Annotated in this window: 18 protein-coding genes and 3 pseudogenes; 11 read left to right on the top strand and 10 right to left on the bottom strand. The window is 54.2% G+C overall.

From position 1 onward, the window contains the following. Window positions 1–147: 147 nt before the first annotated feature. Window positions 148–625 (top strand): annotated as a pseudogene (locus Q674_RS33450) (IS66 family transposase); the annotation flags it as partial. A gap of 174 nt (window positions 626–799) precedes the next feature. Here the strand turns inward: Q674_RS33450 and Q674_RS33445 are convergent. The 3 genes and pseudogenes from Q674_RS33445 to Q674_RS40925 all read right to left on the bottom strand — a co-directional run. Next, complete coding sequence (locus Q674_RS33445) at window positions 800–1,951, bottom strand: iron-containing alcohol dehydrogenase (RefSeq protein ID WP_023009207.1); 1,152 nt, start codon at window positions 1,949–1,951, stop codon at window positions 800–802. Between the two features lie 75 nt (window positions 1,952–2,026). Beyond that, on the bottom strand, window positions 2,027–2,722 hold the full coding sequence (locus Q674_RS33440; protein ID WP_081698944.1) for a Y-family DNA polymerase: 696 nt from the start codon (window positions 2,720–2,722) through the stop codon (window positions 2,027–2,029). A 42-nt stretch (window positions 2,723–2,764) separates the two neighbouring features. After that, a pseudogene (locus tag Q674_RS40925) lies at window positions 2,765–3,130 on the bottom strand (Tn3 family transposase); the annotation flags it as partial. Window positions 3,131–3,640: 510 nt separating this feature from the next. Between Q674_RS40925 and phnC the strand changes: the two are divergent. The 5 genes from phnC to Q674_RS33410 are packed head-to-tail and all read left to right on the top strand — an operon-like array spanning window position 3,641 to window position 8,061. Continuing rightward, a complete protein-coding gene (gene phnC / locus Q674_RS33430) occupies window positions 3,641–4,486 on the top strand; it encodes a phosphonate ABC transporter ATP-binding protein (protein ID WP_011784779.1) in 846 nt (281 codons plus the stop codon). Beyond that, window positions 4,483–5,346: a phosphate/phosphite/phosphonate ABC transporter substrate-binding protein gene (gene phnD / locus Q674_RS33425; protein WP_011784780.1), complete on the top strand. Its 864-nt coding sequence runs from the start codon at window positions 4,483–4,485 to the stop codon at window positions 5,344–5,346. The genes phnC and phnD overlap by 4 nt, the downstream gene beginning before the upstream one ends. A 10-nt stretch (window positions 5,347–5,356) precedes the next feature. Then, the gene (phnE, locus tag Q674_RS33420) at window positions 5,357–6,187 is read left to right on the top strand and encodes a phosphonate ABC transporter, permease protein PhnE (RefSeq protein WP_011783501.1); all 831 of its coding nucleotides are present in this window, start codon (window positions 5,357–5,359) and stop codon (window positions 6,185–6,187) included. Between the two features lie 9 nt (window positions 6,188–6,196). Further along, a complete protein-coding gene (locus Q674_RS33415) occupies window positions 6,197–7,207 on the top strand; it encodes a phosphonate dehydrogenase (RefSeq protein WP_023009204.1) in 1,011 nt (336 codons plus the stop codon). Further along, a complete protein-coding gene (locus Q674_RS33410) occupies window positions 7,201–8,061 on the top strand; it encodes a LysR family transcriptional regulator (protein ID WP_011783503.1) in 861 nt (286 codons plus the stop codon). The genes Q674_RS33415 and Q674_RS33410 overlap by 7 nt, the downstream gene beginning before the upstream one ends. Here Q674_RS33410 and ltrA read toward each other — a convergent pair. The 5 genes from ltrA to Q674_RS33390 form a co-directional block, all read right to left on the bottom strand. Beyond that, the gene (ltrA, locus tag Q674_RS40915; protein ID WP_199453126.1) at window positions 7,976–8,812 is read right to left on the bottom strand and encodes a group II intron reverse transcriptase/maturase; all 837 of its coding nucleotides are present in this window, start codon (window positions 8,810–8,812) and stop codon (window positions 7,976–7,978) included. The genes Q674_RS33410 and ltrA overlap by 86 nt on opposite strands. A 227-nt stretch (window positions 8,813–9,039) precedes the next feature. Beyond that, window positions 9,040–9,621 (bottom strand): DUF6448 family protein, encoded by a 582-nt coding sequence (locus Q674_RS33405; protein WP_011784782.1) that lies wholly within the window; start codon window positions 9,619–9,621, stop codon window positions 9,040–9,042. Window positions 9,622–9,836: 215 nt separating this feature from the next. Beyond that, window positions 9,837–10,976: a helix-turn-helix domain-containing protein gene (locus Q674_RS33400; protein WP_011784783.1), complete on the bottom strand. Its 1,140-nt coding sequence runs from the start codon at window positions 10,974–10,976 to the stop codon at window positions 9,837–9,839. Beyond that, the gene (locus tag Q674_RS33395; RefSeq protein ID WP_023009203.1) at window positions 10,967–12,292 is read right to left on the bottom strand and encodes an ATP-binding protein; all 1,326 of its coding nucleotides are present in this window, start codon (window positions 12,290–12,292) and stop codon (window positions 10,967–10,969) included. Before Q674_RS33395 ends, Q674_RS33400 begins: the two co-directional genes overlap by 10 nt. Continuing rightward, window positions 12,282–12,947, bottom strand: a complete 666-nt coding sequence (locus Q674_RS33390) for a response regulator transcription factor (RefSeq protein WP_011784785.1) — start codon at window positions 12,945–12,947, stop codon at window positions 12,282–12,284. Before Q674_RS33390 ends, Q674_RS33395 begins: the two co-directional genes overlap by 11 nt. 167 nt (window positions 12,948–13,114) lie before the next feature. Here Q674_RS33390 and Q674_RS33385 point away from each other — a divergent pair, with 167 nt between their 5' ends. The 5 genes from Q674_RS33385 (at window position 13,115) to Q674_RS33365 (ending at window position 18,486) form a co-directional block, all read left to right on the top strand. After that, window positions 13,115–14,431, top strand: a complete 1,317-nt coding sequence (locus tag Q674_RS33385; RefSeq protein ID WP_011784786.1) for a ferric reductase-like transmembrane domain-containing protein — start codon at window positions 13,115–13,117, stop codon at window positions 14,429–14,431. 76 nt (window positions 14,432–14,507) lie between these two features. After that, complete coding sequence (locus Q674_RS33380; RefSeq protein WP_011784787.1) at window positions 14,508–14,888, top strand: PepSY domain-containing protein; 381 nt, start codon at window positions 14,508–14,510, stop codon at window positions 14,886–14,888. Between the two features lie 54 nt (window positions 14,889–14,942). After that, window positions 14,943–15,416: a DUF2271 domain-containing protein gene (locus Q674_RS33375; protein ID WP_011784788.1), complete on the top strand. Its 474-nt coding sequence runs from the start codon at window positions 14,943–14,945 to the stop codon at window positions 15,414–15,416. A 22-nt stretch (window positions 15,417–15,438) separates the two neighbouring features. Beyond that, window positions 15,439–17,658, top strand: a complete 2,220-nt coding sequence (locus Q674_RS33370; RefSeq protein ID WP_011784789.1) for a PepSY domain-containing protein — start codon at window positions 15,439–15,441, stop codon at window positions 17,656–17,658. A 75-nt stretch (window positions 17,659–17,733) separates the two neighbouring features. Then, on the top strand, window positions 17,734–18,486 hold the full coding sequence (locus tag Q674_RS33365; RefSeq protein WP_011784790.1) for a VIT1/CCC1 transporter family protein: 753 nt from the start codon (window positions 17,734–17,736) through the stop codon (window positions 18,484–18,486). Between the two features lie 333 nt (window positions 18,487–18,819). Here the strand turns inward: Q674_RS33365 and Q674_RS33360 are convergent. Next, a pseudogene (locus Q674_RS33360) lies at window positions 18,820–19,173 on the bottom strand (DUF3703 domain-containing protein). Between the two features lie 64 nt (window positions 19,174–19,237). Beyond that, window positions 19,238–19,803, bottom strand: a 566-nt coding sequence (locus Q674_RS33355; RefSeq protein WP_023009202.1) for a cation transporter, incomplete at its 5' end; no start/stop codon positions are given.

The following is a 19,803-nucleotide window of genomic DNA, read 5'->3' as shown; positions in this document are numbered from 1 at the left end:
AGAATGTTCGCTTTTGTTTAATGGCGACTCTTTCATACCTCTATAGCCAACTCGTCTACGCTACGCATACTCTGAGGTTGTGGCAAACTTGCGCAGTCAGACGTGTCGTAGCGCCCTGTCGAATGGCAGAACGTCGTGGAATGAACGCTTACCTTGAACCTGATCAACAAACTGTATGGCGTAGAGCGTGAGGGCAAGCATGCGCCGGCAAATCAGGCAGCAAAAAAGCGAGCCGATCCTGCAGCAACTGAAAAGCTGGCTGGACAAGACACAGCCGCACATCACACCGCAGAGTGCGCTGGGTAAGGCTATCAGCTACCTGTCCAACAACTGGTCCAGGCTGATCCGCTACCTGGAAGGCGGCCACCTGCCGATCGACAACAACCCAGCCGAACGTGCCATCCGTCCGTTCGTCATAGGTCGCAAAAACTGGCTGTTCAGCGACACATCCAAGGGCGCCCATGCCAGCGCGCTGCTCTACAGCCTGATCGAAACGGCCAAGGCCAACGGGCAGGAGCCCTATGCCTGGTTGCGCCACGTGCTGGAGCGCCTGCCCCTGACCACGACCACCGCTGACTACGAAGCACTGCTGCCGTGGAACTGCGGACAGGTCAATAGTTACTGATCAGCAGCCCTGCTGGAAGGTGGGGTTTATGGAGCGCATACTCATCTCGATACTTTATTTGGAATACAACACCGCTGTCGCGGGCATGGCCCGCTCATACAGCATCTAAAACGCAACACGCCCCGCTGCTTAAGGCGAGGCGTGGTTGTCAGCTACGTTTCTAGCTAGCAATAACTACATTGCAGCACGGAAGATTGCCGCCACTTCCTTGTCATTCAATCGACGTGGATTGGTTAATGCACACACATCTTGCTGCGCATGCTTAACCATTGCATCAATGTCTTTATCCTGCACACCCAATTCAGTCAGATTACTTGGGATACCCACATCAACCGACAGACAACGAATCGCCACTACAGCCATTTGTGCAGCCTCACGTACCGGCAAACCGTAGATGTTTTCGCCCAAGGCATCAGCAATATCGGCATAACGCTCTTGCGCAGCCATTAAGTTTGCTTCGCAGACATGCGGTAACAACAGTGCGTTACACACGCCATGTGGCAAGTTATACATACCACCGAGTTGATGCGACATCGCATGCACATAACCGAGACCGGCATTATTGAACGCCATCCCCGCCAAATACTGCGCATAGGCCATCCGATCACGCGCTTCGAGATCATCGCCACGCGCCACAGCAACTCGCAAATAACGCGCAATCAAACGAATCGCTTGTAGCGCACAAGCATCAGTGATTGGGTTTGCATCCGTTGAGACATAAGCCTCCACCGCATGAGTCAGTGCATCCATACCGGTTGCGGCAGTCAACGACGGCGGCATTTTCATCATCAACAACGGATCATTAATCGCCAAGTCCGGCGTGACGCGCCAATCCACAATCGCCATTTTCACGTGATTGGAGGTATTGGTAATAATAGTGAAACGGGTTAATTCGCTCGCAGTTCCGGCAGTATTAATCGCAATATAAGGTGGCAAGCTGTTCTTTGACTGATCGACACCCTCATAGTCAGCAATCACGCCGCCATTAGAAACCACTAAACCAACACCTTTACAACAGTCATGCGCACTACCACCACCCAAGGAGATCAGCATATCGCACTGACCCTTTTGGTAGGCAGCAACGCCTTGCTCAACGTTTTTATCGGTTGGATTGGGAATAGTCTCATCAAATACTGCATAAGCAATGCTGGCCTGATCAAGCAGATCCGTTACTTGCTTGGTGTAGCCTAGTTGAGTCATACCCTTATCAGTGATGACCAGCGGCTTCTTACCACCCAGAGACTTCACTCGATCAGCCAACTCAGACAACACATTCGCACCAAACAACGATACAACCGGCATGAAGAGACTTGCATTCTTGCTCATATTCAACCCCTTTTCTGTGTGTCGCAGTCATCAATTAACGACCACGTATTCGCTTAACTTAGATCCACTATGCCACTACAGTAGCAGCTTCAATGCCTGCTGCACGATAACACGAGTATCCTGACTGGGTTTGATCAGCTTAACGCTGGTACTGCGGGAATACTGAGGCGCCGTGGTCTTGAATGGATTCGTGCGGATAAACACCATCAGTTCTCCGGCATACTGCTGACCTGCCCGAAGCTTCTCGGTCGCACGTGTGGCAAAGTGCGCAACGGCTTCCTCCAGGTCGCTCAGTTTCTGAAGGGGCTGACCAAACGATCGGGAGCACATGATTTGCTTCTTGAGGGCCGGTACATCCTCCCACGGCACACAGGGAACGCCATTGAGCTCTCGGGCCGTACGTTCCAACACGACAGAGAACTGCTTTCTGAGCGTCGACAGATGGGTATCCGCCAACTGTAACGCCGTGACAATGCCCATGGCCTGAAGCCTGACACTGAGTTTTCGCCCGACGCCCCAAACCTCCTCAACCGGTACCCGGGCCATCAACTTGCGCTGCCGTTCAGGATTCGTCAGATCGACGACACCACCCGTCGCTCGGTATTTTTTGGCGGCGTAGTTCGCCAATTTTGCCAGCGTTCGCGTGGGCGCAATACCCACGCAGACCGGTAAGCCGACATTCTGGTAAACCGTGTCTTTAACCTCCCGCCCAAAGTCCTCGAAGGACACCACCCGGTCAATACCGGTCAGGTCCAGAAAGGCTTCATCAATGGAGTAGACGGGGTCAGCTCACGAAACGGAAAAAATCGTACGCTAAGACCTCTGCAGTGTTCGTAACGATCGGTACTTTCCTTGTTCGACCTGTTTGTCCTGCTGCCAGATATAGTCGCCGGTCAGGTTGATGTGCTCCCAGCCCAATGGAGAAAGATGCCGCAGAAGCGTCTCGTCGATATCCCGGCCGTCTTCGCGCAGTGCTTGAACCGCCCGCTCCATATAAACCGTATTCCAAAGGATAATAGCGCTGACGACGAGATTGAGTCCGCTTGCACGGTAGCGTTGATTCTCGTAACTGCGATCGCGGAGTTCACCGAGCCGGTTCAGGAAGACGGCACGAGCCAGCGCGTTCTTAGCCTCGCCCTTATTCAAACCAACCTGCACGCGGCGACGCAGTTCGACGTTTGCAAAAATTGCCACGACTATTGAAATCGTTTTTTGGCCATCCGGATTTGGCTTATATCTCCGGGTAATGTTCGCTTACTTTATTTCGAATTAGTAAGTGCAAGGCTGTCCTTGCCCACCCTTAAGGCCACACCTTGAATTGCTGCCCGTTTCCAGATCCACCCCACCATAGTCAGCACCTGGAAGCGCGACCTATTGGAGAGCGCGTCCGACCTCCTCGAAGGCAAGAGTATAGTCGGTAAGCAATTCGATGAACTCAGCACGGACGAACTGTACCGTGAGATTCGCCGACTGACGGTGGAACGCAATTTTTGTTGCTTAAGCTCCTGGGTGGCTCGTTCCACTTTGGCTGAGCTCCATGTATTTCACAGAGCCCTTCGGAAAATCCTTGCGAACCAAAAGCACTTCATCAAACTGTCACGTCAGTGACACGACGGTGTCATCTCTCAGCTTTATCGTTCAATTGTAACTCGCAATACGGCGAGCTTATTTATTGCAAAAGGTGATCCTGTGGCCCCAACTCAATCAACCAATGTGATGCTTCGAGTCGAGAGTATGGGCGTAACCTACCCGGGAAACGTCCTCGCGCTCAAACCCACCAACGTTCACTTTCACAAGGGCGAATTCACCGTGCTACTGGGACTTTCAGGCGCGGGTAAATCCACTCTGCTTCGTTCACTGAATCACCTGGTTAAGCCCACAACCGGGAAGGTTGTGTCTGGCGAGTTTGGTGAACTGACCAACCGTAGAATCCTGCGACAGCACCGCAGCCGCACCGCCATGGTGTTCCAGCATCACCAGCTGATCGAACGATACACCGCGTTACAGAATGTGCTGACAGGCAGACTTGCGTATCACGGTACTTGGCGAAGCCTGCTTCCCCTGCCCCGGCAGGACCTGGAGTTGGCTCTGCAATGCCTCGACCGCGTAGGTCTGGCTGACAAAGCGCTTTCCCGAGTAGATCAGTTGTCCGGCGGCCAGCAGCAGCGGGTTGGAATCGCCAGAGCATTGGTGCAGCAACCATCCATGATTCTTGCCGATGAGCCCGTTGCCAGCCTGGATCCGGCCACTTCTGAAAAGGTACTCGGCCTACTGCGCGATATTTGTCAGGAAGATGGAATCACCGCGGTTATTTCCTTGCACCAATTGGAATACGCCCAGCGTTTTGCAGACCGGATCATCGGCCTTTCGAACGCTCATATCGTTTTTGACGATGCTCCTGAAAACCTGAAATCGAAACACCTGGACGAGATTTACCACCGTTCACCCAGCGTGGTAGCTGCGGAAGGCAAACCAGCCATCCATAAACCTAAGACCACCCCGATAACGACAGACGTACTGGAGATAGCACAATGAAGACAATGATTCACTCTTTGCTGGCTCTGATAATGATGCTCGGCATCCATTGGTCAGCCCATGCCGCAGATACAGACCCTGATCTTTTGAAAGTTGCCTTGCTGCCGGATGAGAACGCGTCAGAACTGATCAAGCGAAACCAACCTTTGAAGGATTACCTGGAAACCACTCTTGGTAAGGAAGTAGAACTGATTGTTACCACCGATTACTCCTCCATGATCGAAGCCATGCGTTTTGGCCGAATTGACCTGGCTTACTTTGGTCCGTTGTCCTATGTGATGGCCAAGAGTAAGAGTGACATTGAACCCTTTGCCGCCATGGTGGTAGACGGGAAGCCGACTTATCGCTCCATCATTATTGCCAATGCGGACTCTGGCGTTGGCTCCTTCGCGGATATCAAAGGCAAGAAAATGGCCTACGGTGACCGCGCATCCACTTCCAGCCACCTGATCCCCAAGACCGTACTCCTTGAGAAGGCAGAGCTCGAAGCCGGAAAGGACTATGAGGCTCATTTCGTCGGTAGCCATGACGCTGTTGCGGTTAACGTCGCCAATGGCAATGCCGACGCCGGAGGGTTGTCCGAAGTTATCTTCGAGCATGTGATGGACCGCGGTTTGATTGATCGGAGCAAGGTCAAAGTGCTGGGCTACAGCGGTGACTTTCCTCAATACCCCTGGGCCATGCGTTCGAACCTGGCCCCTGAGCTGAAGAGCAACATTCAGAAAGCCTTTCTGCAGATCGATGACCCGGAGATTCTCGACAACCTGAAGGCTGAGGGATTCGCGGCAATTACCGACGAAGATTACGATGTCATCCGCGCTATGGGTGGCCTGCTCAATCTTGATTTCGCAAAAATGTGAGGAGTGCCCCATGAACTATACAACGACGGAACCGGCGACTCTGTCGCCGGCCCCGTCGGCCTCCGTGCTGGATGAGCACGCGAAAGGCTGGCGGAAAAAACTCGGACAGTCGCTGTTAGTGCTGCTCATCATTTTTGTCGCAAGTTGGTACGTAGGGCTGCTCAATTTCAATACACTTGCCAATGGCGTGCCAGCCATAGGCACACTCATTGGCGAATCTCTTCCACCTGACTTCACCAATGTGGCCAGCTGGGTGTCGCCGTTAATCGACACGCTTGCGATGAGCATTGCCGGTACTGCCATTGCAGTAACCTTGTCTGTGCCACTGGCATTCCTGGCTGCGCGCAACACCTCTCCACATCCGGTGGTGTTCCAAGTAACTCGAACCCTTTTAAACGGTTTGCGTTCAGTCCCGGAACTGATCATGGGCATCATCTTCGTGGCTGCTGTTGGTTTTGGGGCGTTGCCTGGCGTACTGGCGCTCGGTCTTCACTCCATTGGCATGGTTGGAAAGTTTTTTGCCGAAGCGATTGAGCATGTAGATGAGGCGCCAGTGGAAGCGGCCGATGCTGCCGGCGCTACTCGCTTGCAGGTGCTCTATCACGCCGTGCTACCACAAGTACTTCCTCAATTCGCGGACGTGTCCATTTATCGCTGGGAATACAATTTCCGTGCCTCGACCGTAATGGGCATGGTGGGTGCCGGTGGTATTGGCTTCGAATTGATGGGCTCGCTGAGAATCATGCAGTATCAGGAAGTCAGCGCCATTCTCATTGTCATCTTGTTGATGGTCACCGTCGTGGACAGTCTCAGTGGCCGCCTTCGTAAGAAATTCAAATAAGGAACGTCGATGAAACCCAAGGTTGTGATAACCCATAAGATCCATGACAGTGTTCTGGATGAACTTGCCCAAGATTGCGAGCTGGTCACCAACCAATCCGGCGCCACGTTGCCCCAGGAGGAAGTGGCTGCGCGCGTTGCAGACGCTGATGCGATGATGGCGTTCATGCCAGACCGAGTTGGAGAGGAGTTCCTACAGGGGTGTCCGCGCTTGAAGGTGATTGGTGCAGCCCTGAAAGGCTATGACAACTTTGATGTGGATGCCTGCACGCGTCATGGGGTTTGGCTGACAATTGTACCGGATTTGCTAACCGTGCCTACTGCAGAGCTAACGGTCGGGCTGACGATCAGTCTCACCCGACAAGTCAAGGCGGCGGACCACTTCGTTCGATCCGGTGAATTTACTGGCTGGACACCACGCTTCTATGGGCAGGGGATCGAAGGCTCACGGATTGGTATTGTGGGTATGGGGGCCATCGGCCAAGCGGTGGCGCAGCGCCTGAACGGATGGGGAGCGGATTTAATCTATTCCCAGCCGGAACGTTTACCCGTGCAGCATGAGCAGGCACTGGGTTTGTCCCATACTCCCCTCAAGATGCTGCTGGCCCAGTCAGATATTGTGATCCTGGCACTGGCGCTCAATGAGCAAACCCTCCACACCATTAATCGCGAAACGCTAACAGGAATGAAACCGGGCGCATTCCTTATCAATCCCTGCCGTGGATCTGTGGTGGATGAGGGTAGTGTTCTGCAAGCGCTTCAATCCGGTCAGTTGGGGGGGTACGCCGCTGATGTGTTTGAGATGGAAGATTGGGCGAGAGAAGATCGTCCGAGGGAGATCGCCCAGGGGCTCAGGGCCCACCCCAACACGCTGTTTACTGCTCACATCGGATCGGCAGTCAGCCAGGTGCGTCTGGCTATCGAGCAACGCGCTGCTCGGAACATTCTGCAAGTGCTTCGGGGTGAGCGGCCGGGTGATGCGATCAATGATCCCAGTGGCCGCGAGAGCGGCCCATGCTGAATCTTGTCTGGCTGAAGAGTTTCGTGGCGGTGCTGGACCACAACGGGTTTCAGGCCGCAGCCCGCCAGTTGGACATCGCACAACCCACACTGTCCCAGCACCTTCAAAAACTCGAAAACCAACTTGGCGTTTTATTGGTCCACAGGGGGCGCTCTGGCTGTGAGCCAACCCGGGCTGCCTTAACCTTGTTGCCTTTTGCCCGAAGTCTGCTCCGGCTGGAGGAGCAGGCGAGATCTTCCATTATGGAGGCTCGACTTCGCGTTGGGGCGAGCTCCAATATTGGGATTTATATGCTCCAGCCCTACATCCGTCGTTACAAGGAGCTGGGCGTAGGGCCCGAGGTGGATGTGGTAATAGATTCCAATCCGACTATTGCACGGCATTTATCGGACGGTGAGCTGGACGTGGCGATTATGGAGTGGTGGCATGATCTACCCGGATTCCATGCTCAGGCGTGGCGTAACGAGCCCGTTGTTCTAATCGTTCCGCCTGGTCACCCGTTAGCCCGTCGAACCGATATCGACCGCGATACGCTGTCTAACATGGCTCTGATCGGCGGCGAACCCGGCACCGGCACTGGCCGGCTTTTGGCGACCTACTTCGGTGAGCATGGGCCATTTCCGACGGTATCTATGCAGCTGGGTAGCACCGAAGCCGTCAAGCAAGCGGTTAAGGTCGGACTTGGCGCATCGTTGGTGCTTGAAAGTTCTGTACGGGAGGAGGTCCAAAATGGAAGTCTGGTGGCTATTCCCGTGAGTGAGCCTGGCCTTAGCAAGGAGCTGATGGTGATTTATCCGAGCAGCCTGGACAAACACAGGCCAGTATACTCGTTTGTTGGGCATCTCTGTGAATAGCTATTGGGTCCACCTCACGCATATCTAGCTGGGAATGCAGATACTGAGCCTCACGCTCACTTCGACAACGCAGTATTCCGTCATCTGCATATCGGCAGAATGGGATATCCGGATGACGAACGGTCAGCCAACGATCCAATGCATAATGCAGAAACAGGTTTGCCAGAACTGGCGATAACGGGCCACCTTGTGGTGTGCCAACGTTCCGTCGTTCCTGCTTACCATCTTTCGTCTGCATCGGTGCCGTTAGCCAGCGCCTCACATACAGCAGCACCCAGGATTCAGAGCAATGGTGGTCAAGGGCCTTGAGCAATAGCTCATGATCAATATGATCAAACAAGCCACGGATGTCATACTCCAGCACCCAGTCCCTTTCCCAGCACCGCTTTCGCGTGATCGCAAGCGCATCATGCGGGGATTTCCCGCGCCGATACCCGTACGAGTCCACATGAAAGACAGGTTCCAGGATAGGTTCCAGCGTCATAGTAACCACAGTTTGCGCTATACGATCGCTAACCGTGGGTACCCCGAGCAATCTTTCTCCTCCACTTTTCTTCGGAATTGGAACTGCTTTGACGGACGGTGGGAAATAGCTGCCGGAGGACATCCGATTCCAAATTAGATAGAGGTTCTTACTCAAGTCTCGATCAAAGTCCTGAATCGTCTGGCCATCTACACCGGCCGCACCTCGATTTGATTTAACGCGCTGATACGCCTTCCATACCTGGCGCTTGGAATTTTTTTCTCTAATTGCGGAAATACCGAAATTAGATAAAACACAGCACGCCCCTCAGTTAGTAATATGGCTGCCCGATATCCCGGAATGATTATGAAGCGGAGATTGGTGTTGGCTTCATTTATGTTTTTTGATGCGCCTTAATAGAATGATGGTACCAATTCAGCCGAAGGCGAAACTGGAAATGAATACAACGGCAAAGCAGGCCGTCAGCCTGCTTTGCGTCTGCGTGAAGATAGGAATTAGTGCCCCTGCCCTCCAGCAGCGCCATGCACGCCCTCTATATAGTGAATGTAATTGACGTAGTCAGCGACAAAGGCACGCCCCTTATCGCTGCTTTGATCAGCCATGGCCCTTGCACGCTGAGCCTCATGATAACGCTCACGAATACCGTTCTCGATCTTGCGGGTTATATTTGCCACGAGGCGATCAATTTGCCCGTTTTCCAACGCCGCATCCGCCGCCATTAAACCCGGATCAATCTGTCCGGAAGGCTTGATGCCGGTAAAGGGTGCGCCTTCGGAGGCACGATGAACCTCAACGAGCGTCGAGAACAGATGCTGATCGGCAATGTTTTTCGCAGTTTCGCTTTGCCCGCGGACTTGGCGCACATCGGCGAATACCCTTTTGATTTCGGCCTCATCCTTTGCCGGCACCCATTTGAGCAAGGGCTTAACATTGCCTGACTCCAGTGCCGCACGGGCTTCGGTAATCACGGGACCGTCCAGAGCATCACAATGAGCTTGGGCGCTACCGGCAAACATCAGGCTGAAGATTGCTGCGGCCACTGCGGGAACAGCGGTTTTGCGTAATTTGGTTTTCATACATGACCTCTTCATATTGCGTTGAGCTTCACGAGCACCGGGTTTGGTGTCGCTTGGCAATCAGAGTACGGAAGGGAGGTCAAAGAAGCGTTCTCAGGTACGAAACCGAACCGATTCCATGGTTTGGAAATAAAATATATAATTCAAAAGGATAGAGGTTTCAGTATCGGGTGAGAGCGTACTCGAACGCCGGGTAGCCAGGTTCAGGATCGTGGCTAGGGTCGGATATCGCCCTGCAGGGCTCGTCGGCGATATTCACTGGGGGTAAATCCTGTCTCTTTCTTGAAAGCAGTGTTGAATACGGACTTCGAGTTGAAGCCAGAGTCATACATAGTTTGCAGAATATTTGCCTGATTGGCTGCATCGGCCAGGCGCGATTTCGCCTCGTCGATGCGATAGCGACTGACGAACTCAAAGAAATTGCAGCCAAAGCCTTGGTTAATGGCCCGTGAAACCTCTCTTGAAGGGGCGCCCAATTTCCGTGAAAGTTGTTCCAGGGTCAGGTTGGGGTGCAAGTGGGGCTTTTCCTGGTGCATTAACTGTTGGAGCCTGACCTTTAAAGTTTGATCAAACTGCGGCGTGGGCTCTTCTTCCAGCAAGGCGGCCTGGTCTGCTGCCAATCCAGAGAAAACAACGGGTTGGCGAAGAGAGTTTATCATCAGAAAATTGATGAAAATGAAGCCCGTTACAGCGCCAGCGCCGGCCACCCACTCGGTTCCAGGCACGCTTCTAAACACATGCGCTGTAAGGCAGTACATCATGCTCACGGTCCAAGCCACTGCATAGCCGATCAGAAGCGTCCGTAACCACGCAAGTTGTTTGTTTTCAATACTCGAGAAAATCTGTCGAATACCAAGGCCGAAACGGTTAATCGCACGAATCGTCGCGTACAGGTAGCCCAGAAAGACCGCGTGAATAGCGACTGCAAGAAGGGGAGAGGTAAGTACGCCCGGGTGGTCCCGTTCAAGCAGAATCTGAACTTTGGTCTCGCTTGGCTGTAAATAATATTCAATCAGAAAAATTGCGCCGACCACCCAGAAGAGCAACGTGTGCACGAGATGCTTCCCGCGTAACTGGAAATTCTGATACATCAGCGATTGCGCATATAGATAGAGCGAGCCGGCTTGTAGAAGTCCGATGAGTGTTCCGAGGTAGGCGAAGTTTGGGTACTGGAGCGCAAGCCCGCTGCCATAGAGGAAGATCTCTCCCAGCCCGGCGGCGAAGAACACCAGAGTGGCAACCAGGAGTCGGTTAGATATGAGCCCACTGTTGGATGGAAGTAGGAGAAAAACGGCAAGAGCCAGCGATTGAATGATGCTCGTCAGCAGCACAATGTCGGTGAGTGTCAGATACATGCCAGATTCAGCTCCGCTTCAAAACCATCCTGCCGTCCTGTTGCCGGCGATCTGAGATGCAGGGTCATGCCGGCACCTTTAGCAATCGCATCGGCAATCGCGAGGCCCAGGCCAGAACCTGCAGCGTCCGTTTTGGCGCGTGCAAACCGGTTTCTTAAAAGAGCGAGCTGTTCCGGTGGCACTCTTGCACCGCCATTGCAGACCCTTAAAACCCCATTATCGTTCAGGTTGATCTTCACCGGCTCGCTACGGGAACCATGCTTAAGGGCATTCTCGATCAGGTTACGCACCAGGATGGCGAAGGCATCGGGATCAAGAAAGGAGTTCACTTCGCGCTCCGGCAGGGATAAAACAACTCGCCCGGGTGCCTGGGCCTCAAAATCCCGGGCAATCATCGCGAGGATGGGCACAAGATCCTGCTGACTTTGTGAGAGTGCACCGCCACCTTCTGCTTTTGCCAACTCGAGCAGTTTTCCGGACAGCACCGAGAGACTGCGTAACGCTTCTTCAATTTCTGCAACATCATTCTTGAGATAATCATCGGGCATTCTGGTTTTCAGCCGCTGCACTTTGGCGAGTGCTGTTGCGAGAGGTGTCCGCAGTTCATGGGCACTGTTGGCGGTAAAGCTCCGTTCCGATTCAAGTGCACGGTGTAATCGCTCAAGCAGTCGGTTGACGGCAATAGCGATTGGTTCGAATTCACGGGGTAAGTGCTTTTCTACAACAGGGGACAGATCTCCCGCGCCGCGGGATTCAATGTCTTGCTGAAAATCGACCACCTTGCGAAGGGAAAGCCGGACAATCCACCAGACACCCACCAGGCTGACCGGAATCAAAACCATTAAAGGCATCAGTAAGGCCAAACCCGCCTCCAGGGCGGATTCACGCCGGTGCGCCAAGGGTTCGGCCACTTCAAGATAGATGGTATTACTGACTGCAGATACGCCATATAGCCGGTGGGTCAGAGTGTCTGAAAACCCTTCCGCGGGGATTGTACTAAACACGCCAGGGTCTGCATCGTGGGACTGGAGCAGAATATTTCCGTGTTCATCCCGTACCAGATAAGTCAGATATTCGTCATGGTCTTTCAGGGCTGGGGCCTTTTGATTGCCCGCTCCGTTCTCCCGGTTCAGGATGTCGGTGACCGCCAGTGGCAGTATTCGCTGGGCGGTTTCTTCCAGGGCACTGTCGAAGACCTCGTTCATTTCGTGCTGCGCCACCAGTCCCGAAGCGGTCACGCCCAGCAGCCAGAGGAGGGTGACGCCGAGCGTCAGGCCGATACCGAGTGTTTTTTGCAGACTGGTTCTAATGGCCATGTGTTTCCAGGCGATAGCCCATTCCCCTGACGGTTACGATGGCGTCCCGCCCCAGCTTTTTACGCAGACGGCTGACATAAACTTCGATGGTGTTACTTTCGATTTCGGCCCCGAAAGCGTATAGACGATCCTCCAGTTGCGATCGCGATAACAGCATTCCGGGTCGCTGGATAAAGCCCTCAAACAATGCCCACTCCCGTGCCGTAAGTTCTACCGGCAGGCCGTTGCGACTGATGCGGTGATCGCCAAGATCAATCATCAGCTCGCCCACTTGTATGATCGGGCTTGGATTGCCGCGATATCGGCGAGCCACCGCGGCCACGCGGGCCGACAACTCCGAAAGATCAAAGGGTTTGACCAGGTAGTCGTCAGCACCGGCATTCAATCCTTCAATCCGGTCAGACACCTGATCCCTGGCGGTCAGAATGATCACCGGTGTTGTTATTCCGGTAGCCCGGATCGTTCGCAAAAAGCCGAAGCCATGGCCGTCGGGCAGCATCAGGTCCAGCAGAATCAGGTCGTAGGCTGTGGTCCTGATACTCGCCTCAGCAAAGCGCAGAGTTTGCACCCAGTCCACGGCGTGGCCGTCGTCCGCAATCTGATCCCGGACCGCCTCGCCCAATCCCGCCGTATCCTCCACCAAAAGAACCCGCATTGTTCACCTCTGACCCAGCCCTGAAATCAAGATACTACAGCTCGAACCTGACAACAGCCTGAATGGTCAATAACGCTTCGATCTCTCTTCACCGACCTTCAGCTGGCTGTCAGGTTTGGGCGCTAGCCTTCGGGGGAATATTCCAGGTACCGATCGCAGGAGATGTGATGATGCGGATGATTTTTCCTTTCGTTGTGTTGGTTTTGGGCCTATGGGCCTGGAACCTCTTTGCAGGTCCTGGGGCCGGTTCTCCCTGGGCAGTCTATGACCAGAGCCTGCTGCTCAGTGGGCTGTTATCCATTGCTCTGATGTCACTAGCCATGATGTTGGCACTGCGCCCAGCCTGGTTGGAGAGACCGCTGGGCGGGTTGGATCAGATCTATCGCACCCACAAATGGGCGGGCATTCTGGCAGTGGTATTCGCCGCCGCCCATTGGCTGATTGAAATGGGTGACGATGTAATAGAGTCGGTGTTCGGAAAAGCCGGCAAGCTGCACGATCAGGATTATTCCGGGTTCATCGACACCATGCGCGATGCGGCGGAAGAGGTAGGGGAGTTCGCCATCTATCTGCTGTTCGCCATGCTGCTGATCACCTTGTTGCGCAAGTTCCCCTACAAATACTGGCGCTATTTGCATCGCGGCATGCCGGTGCTTTATCTGTTGCTCGCTTTCCACGCGGCGTGGCTTACTCCGCTGCAATGGTGGCAGCAGCCAATCGGTGTGCTGATGGCCATTTTGCTCTTTGGCGGCAGCATCGCCAGCGGGCTATCCCTGACCGGCAGAGTTGGTCGTCGTCGCCAGGTTCGCGGCATGGTCACCGCGATCAAAACACCAGACCGGGACGTCACCGAAGTTACCTGCCACATGGGGCCGGCATGGCCCGGTCACCGTGCGGGGCAATTCGCCTTTGTGACCTTCGACCGACTAGAGGGCGCGCACCCGTTCACGATTGCCAGTGCCGATAGGGAAAATGGCACGGTTACGTTCATCATTAAATCGCTCGGCGACTTCACCCGCAATCTGAGCCAAAAAATCAGCGTGGGGCAAACCGTAAATATAGAAGGCCCTTACGGCTGTTTTAACTTCGATCGCCGCAACCGCAAATCCCACCAGATCTGGATAGCCGGTGGCATCGGGATCACGCCGTTTCTGGCCTGGCTCGAAGCTCTAAGCAGCGCCACCGACGCCACCGTGCCTGAAGCCGATCTGCATTACTGCACGCGCAACGCCGGCCAGGATCCCATGGTGGATCGACTTCGGGCGCTTTGCGATGGCTTTCCCGGGATACACCTCGAGATTCATGACAGCAGCAAGGGGCAGAGGTTGTCTGCCGAGACGTTGTCTACCAACGGACGCTCGGCAGCAGGCGCAGAGGTCTGGTTCTGCGGCCCGGCAGGGCTGGGGGAAGCCATTAGAAACGGCTTGCGGGCAGCACCCTTCCGCCTGACTCGCTTCCATAAAGAAGCTTTTCAGTTCCGCTGAAATGGCCTCGTTTGTTCAGGTCGTTGTCAGGTTAGCGCCTTAGAGTGGATTTAACACAACCAGCAGGAGAGACACCATGAAGACCAAACCCATTATTCTGAGCCTGTCTTTGTTACTTCTGAGCGGTACCGCAGTGGCCGATGACGACTGCGATGATCCGGTGGCGAGTTGGCAGCCCCGTGAAAATCTGCGTGAAAAGCTGGAAGCCGAAGGCTGGACAGTTCACCGAATAAAGGTTGACGACGGTTGTTATGAAGTCCGGGGCCTCGATGCCGATGGGGTCAGGGCAGAAGCCTCTTTCGCGCCCGCTTCATTGACCATGATGAAATGGGAGCGTGAAGACAGTGACGATGAGGAGAGGGACCGCGGCAACAGGAAAAATGGACAGGACAATCCCAAAAGTCAGGCGCCACGCAACGGCATCGTCAAGGGGCGTCCCACGGTTACCGTTGAGTAACTCAGCGAATTTGCCCTGTTCCTTTAACGTTCATCAGGTTTTTGGAGACCATTTATGAAAACGTTTGTTCTCACTTGCAGCCTTTTCGCCGCCTTGGCTTTACCGGTATTCGCCCAGGCCCGTGACGTGACCTTCACTACGGAACTACAGAATTACGGCGGCGATGGAGCCTATCTGGCGCTGTATCTTACCGATGCCGCCGGAGAGTATCAGGGTACCCTTTGGGTTTCCGGGAAGAAATCTAAATACTACAAACACCTGGGAGGCTGGGCCCGGGGCAGTGGGCTTGATCCTGCAGAGTATGACGGCTTGACTGGCGCCAGTGTTACCAGTGGCCGCACGCTGAAAGTGACTCTGAACCTCGATGATTCGCTGATCGACAACGGCTATGAGGTTCGAGTCGACTCTGCTGTTGAAGATATGCGCGATATCAGAGCCGATGTGATAGCCCCCCTGACCACCGAAGGGTCCGGAAAGCCGGTTTCAGGACGTGGTTACGTGCGCGCTCTGACCTACGAGCTTCAATAATTCACCAGGAGCATCGACTATTATGTTGCGCAAGTTCCACAGTTTACCGGGTTTGCTTGCAGGCGTGTTCCTGATCGTTCTCTCGGTCACGGGAGCTGTGTTGGCTTTGGCTCCGACGCTGGATAGAGTGTCAGCGGTCATTCCGGCTTCCGGTGAAGTCAGTATTGCCGAGCTGGCAGACCGGGTCGTTGCTCACTATCCCGGGACTGAGCAGATCGTGCGAGAGCCTTCTGGCAAGGTCATTGTCTATTACAGCCGTGACGGCCAGGCCGGTGCGGATCTGGTGAATCCGGTAACAGGTGAGGGCACCGCACCCTACGAACCTTCCGCATTTTTTGGCTGGGTCAAGGACCTGCACCGTGCGTTTATGCTGGATGATGCCGGTAGAGCGCTGGCCGGCGTATTAGCTGCTTTGATGGTACTTCTGTGTCTTTCGGGAATATTGTTGATAGCCCGGCGTACCGGGGGTTGGAAGAATATACTAAGACCGCTTTCCGGCTCAGGCGGGAAACGAATCCATGCCGAGCTGGCCCGGTTTGCCGTGCTCGGCCTACTGTTATCCGCACTGACCGGTAGCTATATGTCGGCACAGCGCTTTGGTTTGCTGCCGGAAGCGCCTGACACAGGGCCAGGGTTTCCGGCTGAGGTCTCGGGCGGGCAACCATCGCCTGTGGGCACCTTAAAAGCGCTAGGCAATTTCGATCTTGGCGAACTCCGGGAACTGGTGTTTCCCTATCCCGGTGATCCGCAGGACGTCTATTCGCTGTCAACCGCCGGCGGCTCCGGATTCGTGGACCAGGCTACGGGCGAGTTGCTGCAGTTCCAGCCGCGCTCTGACAGCGGCGTATTGCAGGACTGGATTGTACGTTTGCACACCGGTGAAGGCCTATGGTGGCTTGGCCTGATTCTTGGCGCTGCGGCACTGACTGTGCCAGCTCTCTCGATAACAGGTGCAACCATCTGGTGGCAGCGTCGCCGGTCTTCAGGGCAGCTTCCTGACAACGCCGATGCCGCTCAGGCGGATACAATTATTCTGGTCGGCTCCGAAGGTAATGCCACCTGGGGATTTGCCCAGGAACTCCATAGCAGCCTGAATAAGGCCGGTTTCCGCGTGCATTGCAGCGAGATGAATGCCCTGGCTAAGCAGTATCCGCAGGCTTCCAGGCTGTTCGTGCTGACTTCGACATACGGTGATGGTGATGCACCCGCATCGGCCCGGCAGTTTATGGCCAGGCTCAAAGAATTCCGGGCTGAGAAGAACCTGCGATACACGGTACTGGGTTTTGGTGACCGGCAGTTTCCGAACTTCTGTCAGTTTGCCTTGTCGGTGGATGCTGCGCTCGCCGGTAAAGGCGTCAGCCGTTTGCACGCCATTGAACTGATTGATCGGTGTTCTGCCTCGCAATTCAGTGAGTGGGGAAACCGGGTTGGTGAGGTTATCGGTACTCCGCTTTTCTTGAACTACTGTGCATTGCAGCCAGCAACGGTCAAACTGGAACTGGTAGAAAGGGCGGATTACGGGATTGCGGTTCAGGCGCCCACCAGTATCTTCCGGTTCAAACCGGCGGAGCAGGGCGGATGGCTAACGGCTTCTCCAAGAAGATTTAAAGCGCTGCCACCGTTCGAGGCGGGAGACCTTTTGGGGGTTATTCCCCCACACGGTCAACCCCCGCGGTTCTACTCGCTCGCGTCCTCGGCAAATGACGAAATTGTTGAGATATGCGTCCGTAAGCAGGCCGGCGGTCTTTGCTCCGGTTATTTGCATGACCTCAAGCCGGGTGATTGTATCGATGGCTTCATCCGCCCCAATCCAGGCTTTCGGCCAGCTACCGGTAACCGACCAGTGATTCTTGTCGGTGCAGGTGCCGGGATTGGTCCGTTAACCGGTTTCATCAGAAACAATACCAGTTGCAACCCTATGTATCTGTACTGGGGCGGTCGCGATGCCAGGTCAGATTTTCTCTACCAACCTGAGCTTGGGCGCTATCTTGAGGATCATCGACTGAGCGGGCTGAACACAGCCTTCTCAAGAACAGACGAGCGCGCCTACGTGCAGGATAAGCTCAAACAGGATGAATTAGCCGTGCGACAGATGGTTAACACCGGTGCGCAGATACTGGTCTGTGGTGGCCGGGATATGGCGGCGGCTGTGCGGCAGGTTATAGAAGACATTATCAAACCCTTGCACATCGATATTGAAACTCTGAGAGGCCAGGGACGTTATCTTGAAGATGTATATTGACAGATAAAGTGACAAGGTCGAACTGAGCCTATAATCCCAAAGCACCAAATCGCGTCCTGAACAGGAAGCTGAAAGATGCCATCCACAGAAAATGAAAGACTGCTCAGCGAGCACCAGCCTAATGCCGTTCGTGCACGGCTTGCTGGTCCCGTTAAGGCCTCGACGCTACCAGATGCTGTGCTTGGCGGCATCGATGGCTGCGTTACAACGTTTGCGGTTGTATCGGGTGCGTTCGGCGCAGGTTTCTCGCCACAGGTTGCGTTGGTACTCGGCTTTGCAAACCTGATTGCAGACGGCTTCAGCATGGCGGTAAGTAATTACGAAGCGGGCCAGGCGCAGTTGAATCAGATCAAATTTGCTGAACGCACAGAACGTGAACATATCCGTGCTGTGCCAGAAGGTGAACGTGAGGAAATTCGCCAGCTGTTTCAGGCGAAGGGATTCGACGGCGAATTGCTGGAGCAAGTAGTGGAGGCTATCAGTCGTAATCCCGATGTGTGGGTAGCAACCATGTTGCGAGAAGAGTACGGACTCTCGGGTGCCGGACTCAGCCCACGCCGAGCCGCGTTGACTACCTTCGCCGCATTTTTGTCGGTTGGTGCTTTACCTTTACTGCCTTATGCCATCCCGGGTATGGAGAGTCAGATTCAGTTCCTGACGAGTCTTGGTTTGGCAGGCGTCGTCTTCTTGGGTATCGGAATGCTTAAAAGTATCGTCTATGGCTTACCAGCAATGCGATCAGGACTCCGGACTTTGATCATGGGTACGGCCGCAGCGGGGCTGGCGTTTGCTACTGGGCATTTTGCGCAGGGGTTATTGGGGGGTTAGTTCTTCAGCGGTGAATAGACAATTTAACATAATATTCCCCTAAGAGCTGATATTCATTCGCGTACCCGCTATTGGAATTAACGGCGGATTTCTCGCTCTGTTCGCCCAATGAGTGTAGTTGCAGAATTGAATTTTTAAAGCACAACTCATGCTGAAATGAAAATTATTTAGCAAGGGCCAGTCGTCGACTAATTACTGCGCAACTTTATGAATTGTGGAAAAAATGGTGTCGATATCATTGATGCCAAAGGCTTAGCGTACAATTTTTTCCGTTTCGTGAACTGACCCCAGAATGTTCGCTTTGCGACCAGCACCTAAACAAAAGCGAACATTCTAGTCACGCCTTCCCTCCGCCTCCGAAAGCACCACTGCCAAATCCTCGGGCACCGGCATGGGTGCAAATGCGCTGATGTTTGCACCAGTGTTTCCCAACGGAACCTAAATTCGGGAAAAGACCAGGGCGGCAATGGTTCGAATAGACTGCCCCAGCACTTCACGAACGTCTCTTGTTCGCCAACCCAGTCTGAGCATCCGTAAGTGGGTTGCAGCGTGCGCCAGAGCATACCTCTGGCTGAGGATATGGGCACGTTCCAGATGGGTGAAGGCTGTCTGGAAATCGCCTGCGCCTTCCGCCCTGCGTGTCGCCTCAAGCTCCGTAAGATCGGACGCCTTCAATTCACTGTGCATCGATGTTTACTCCCCCTGAAATGCCAACGACGGGCCAATAATCGACCATTTGACTCCGAATGGTTCAGCCTTTCAGTGCCAGTATGCGTTTGGCACCCATCAATACGATGGCACCAACAATTCCCCCAATAATCAGATCTGGGTAGTTGGTACCGGTCCAGGCAACGAGCAGCCCCGCAAGTATTACACCCAGGTTGATGACCACGTCGTTTGCTGAAAATATCCAGCTGGCTTTCATGTGAGCACCGCCCTCACGGTGTTTTGCGATCAGAAGAAGGCAACTGATATTCGCGATGAGAGCAACAGATGCGACGGCCATCATCATTAACGACTGGGGATCACTCCCAAACAGAAAGCGCCTGCCAACTTCAACCAATACCCCAGCGGCAAGGATAAGCTGGAGGATGCCAGCCACATGCGCCGCTCTGACCTGCATTTTGATTCCGTGTCCAACGGCGTAAAGTGCGAGACCGTAGACGGCGGCATCGGCAAGCATGTCTAGCGAGTCTGCAATCAGGCCAGCAGACTGGGCGATCAGGCCCATCGTCATCTCGACCAGAAACATCAGAGCGTTGATTGCCAGCAGTATCCATAAAGTGCCGGATTCTCCGCTTTCGTTGGCCTTAGAAG

Origin of the sequence: Marinobacter sp. EVN1 (assembly GCF_000475375.1) — a bacterium.
Lineage (GTDB): Bacteria > Pseudomonadota > Gammaproteobacteria > Pseudomonadales > Oleiphilaceae > Marinobacter > Marinobacter nauticus.
This window is presented reverse-complemented; position numbering and strand designations above follow the sequence as displayed.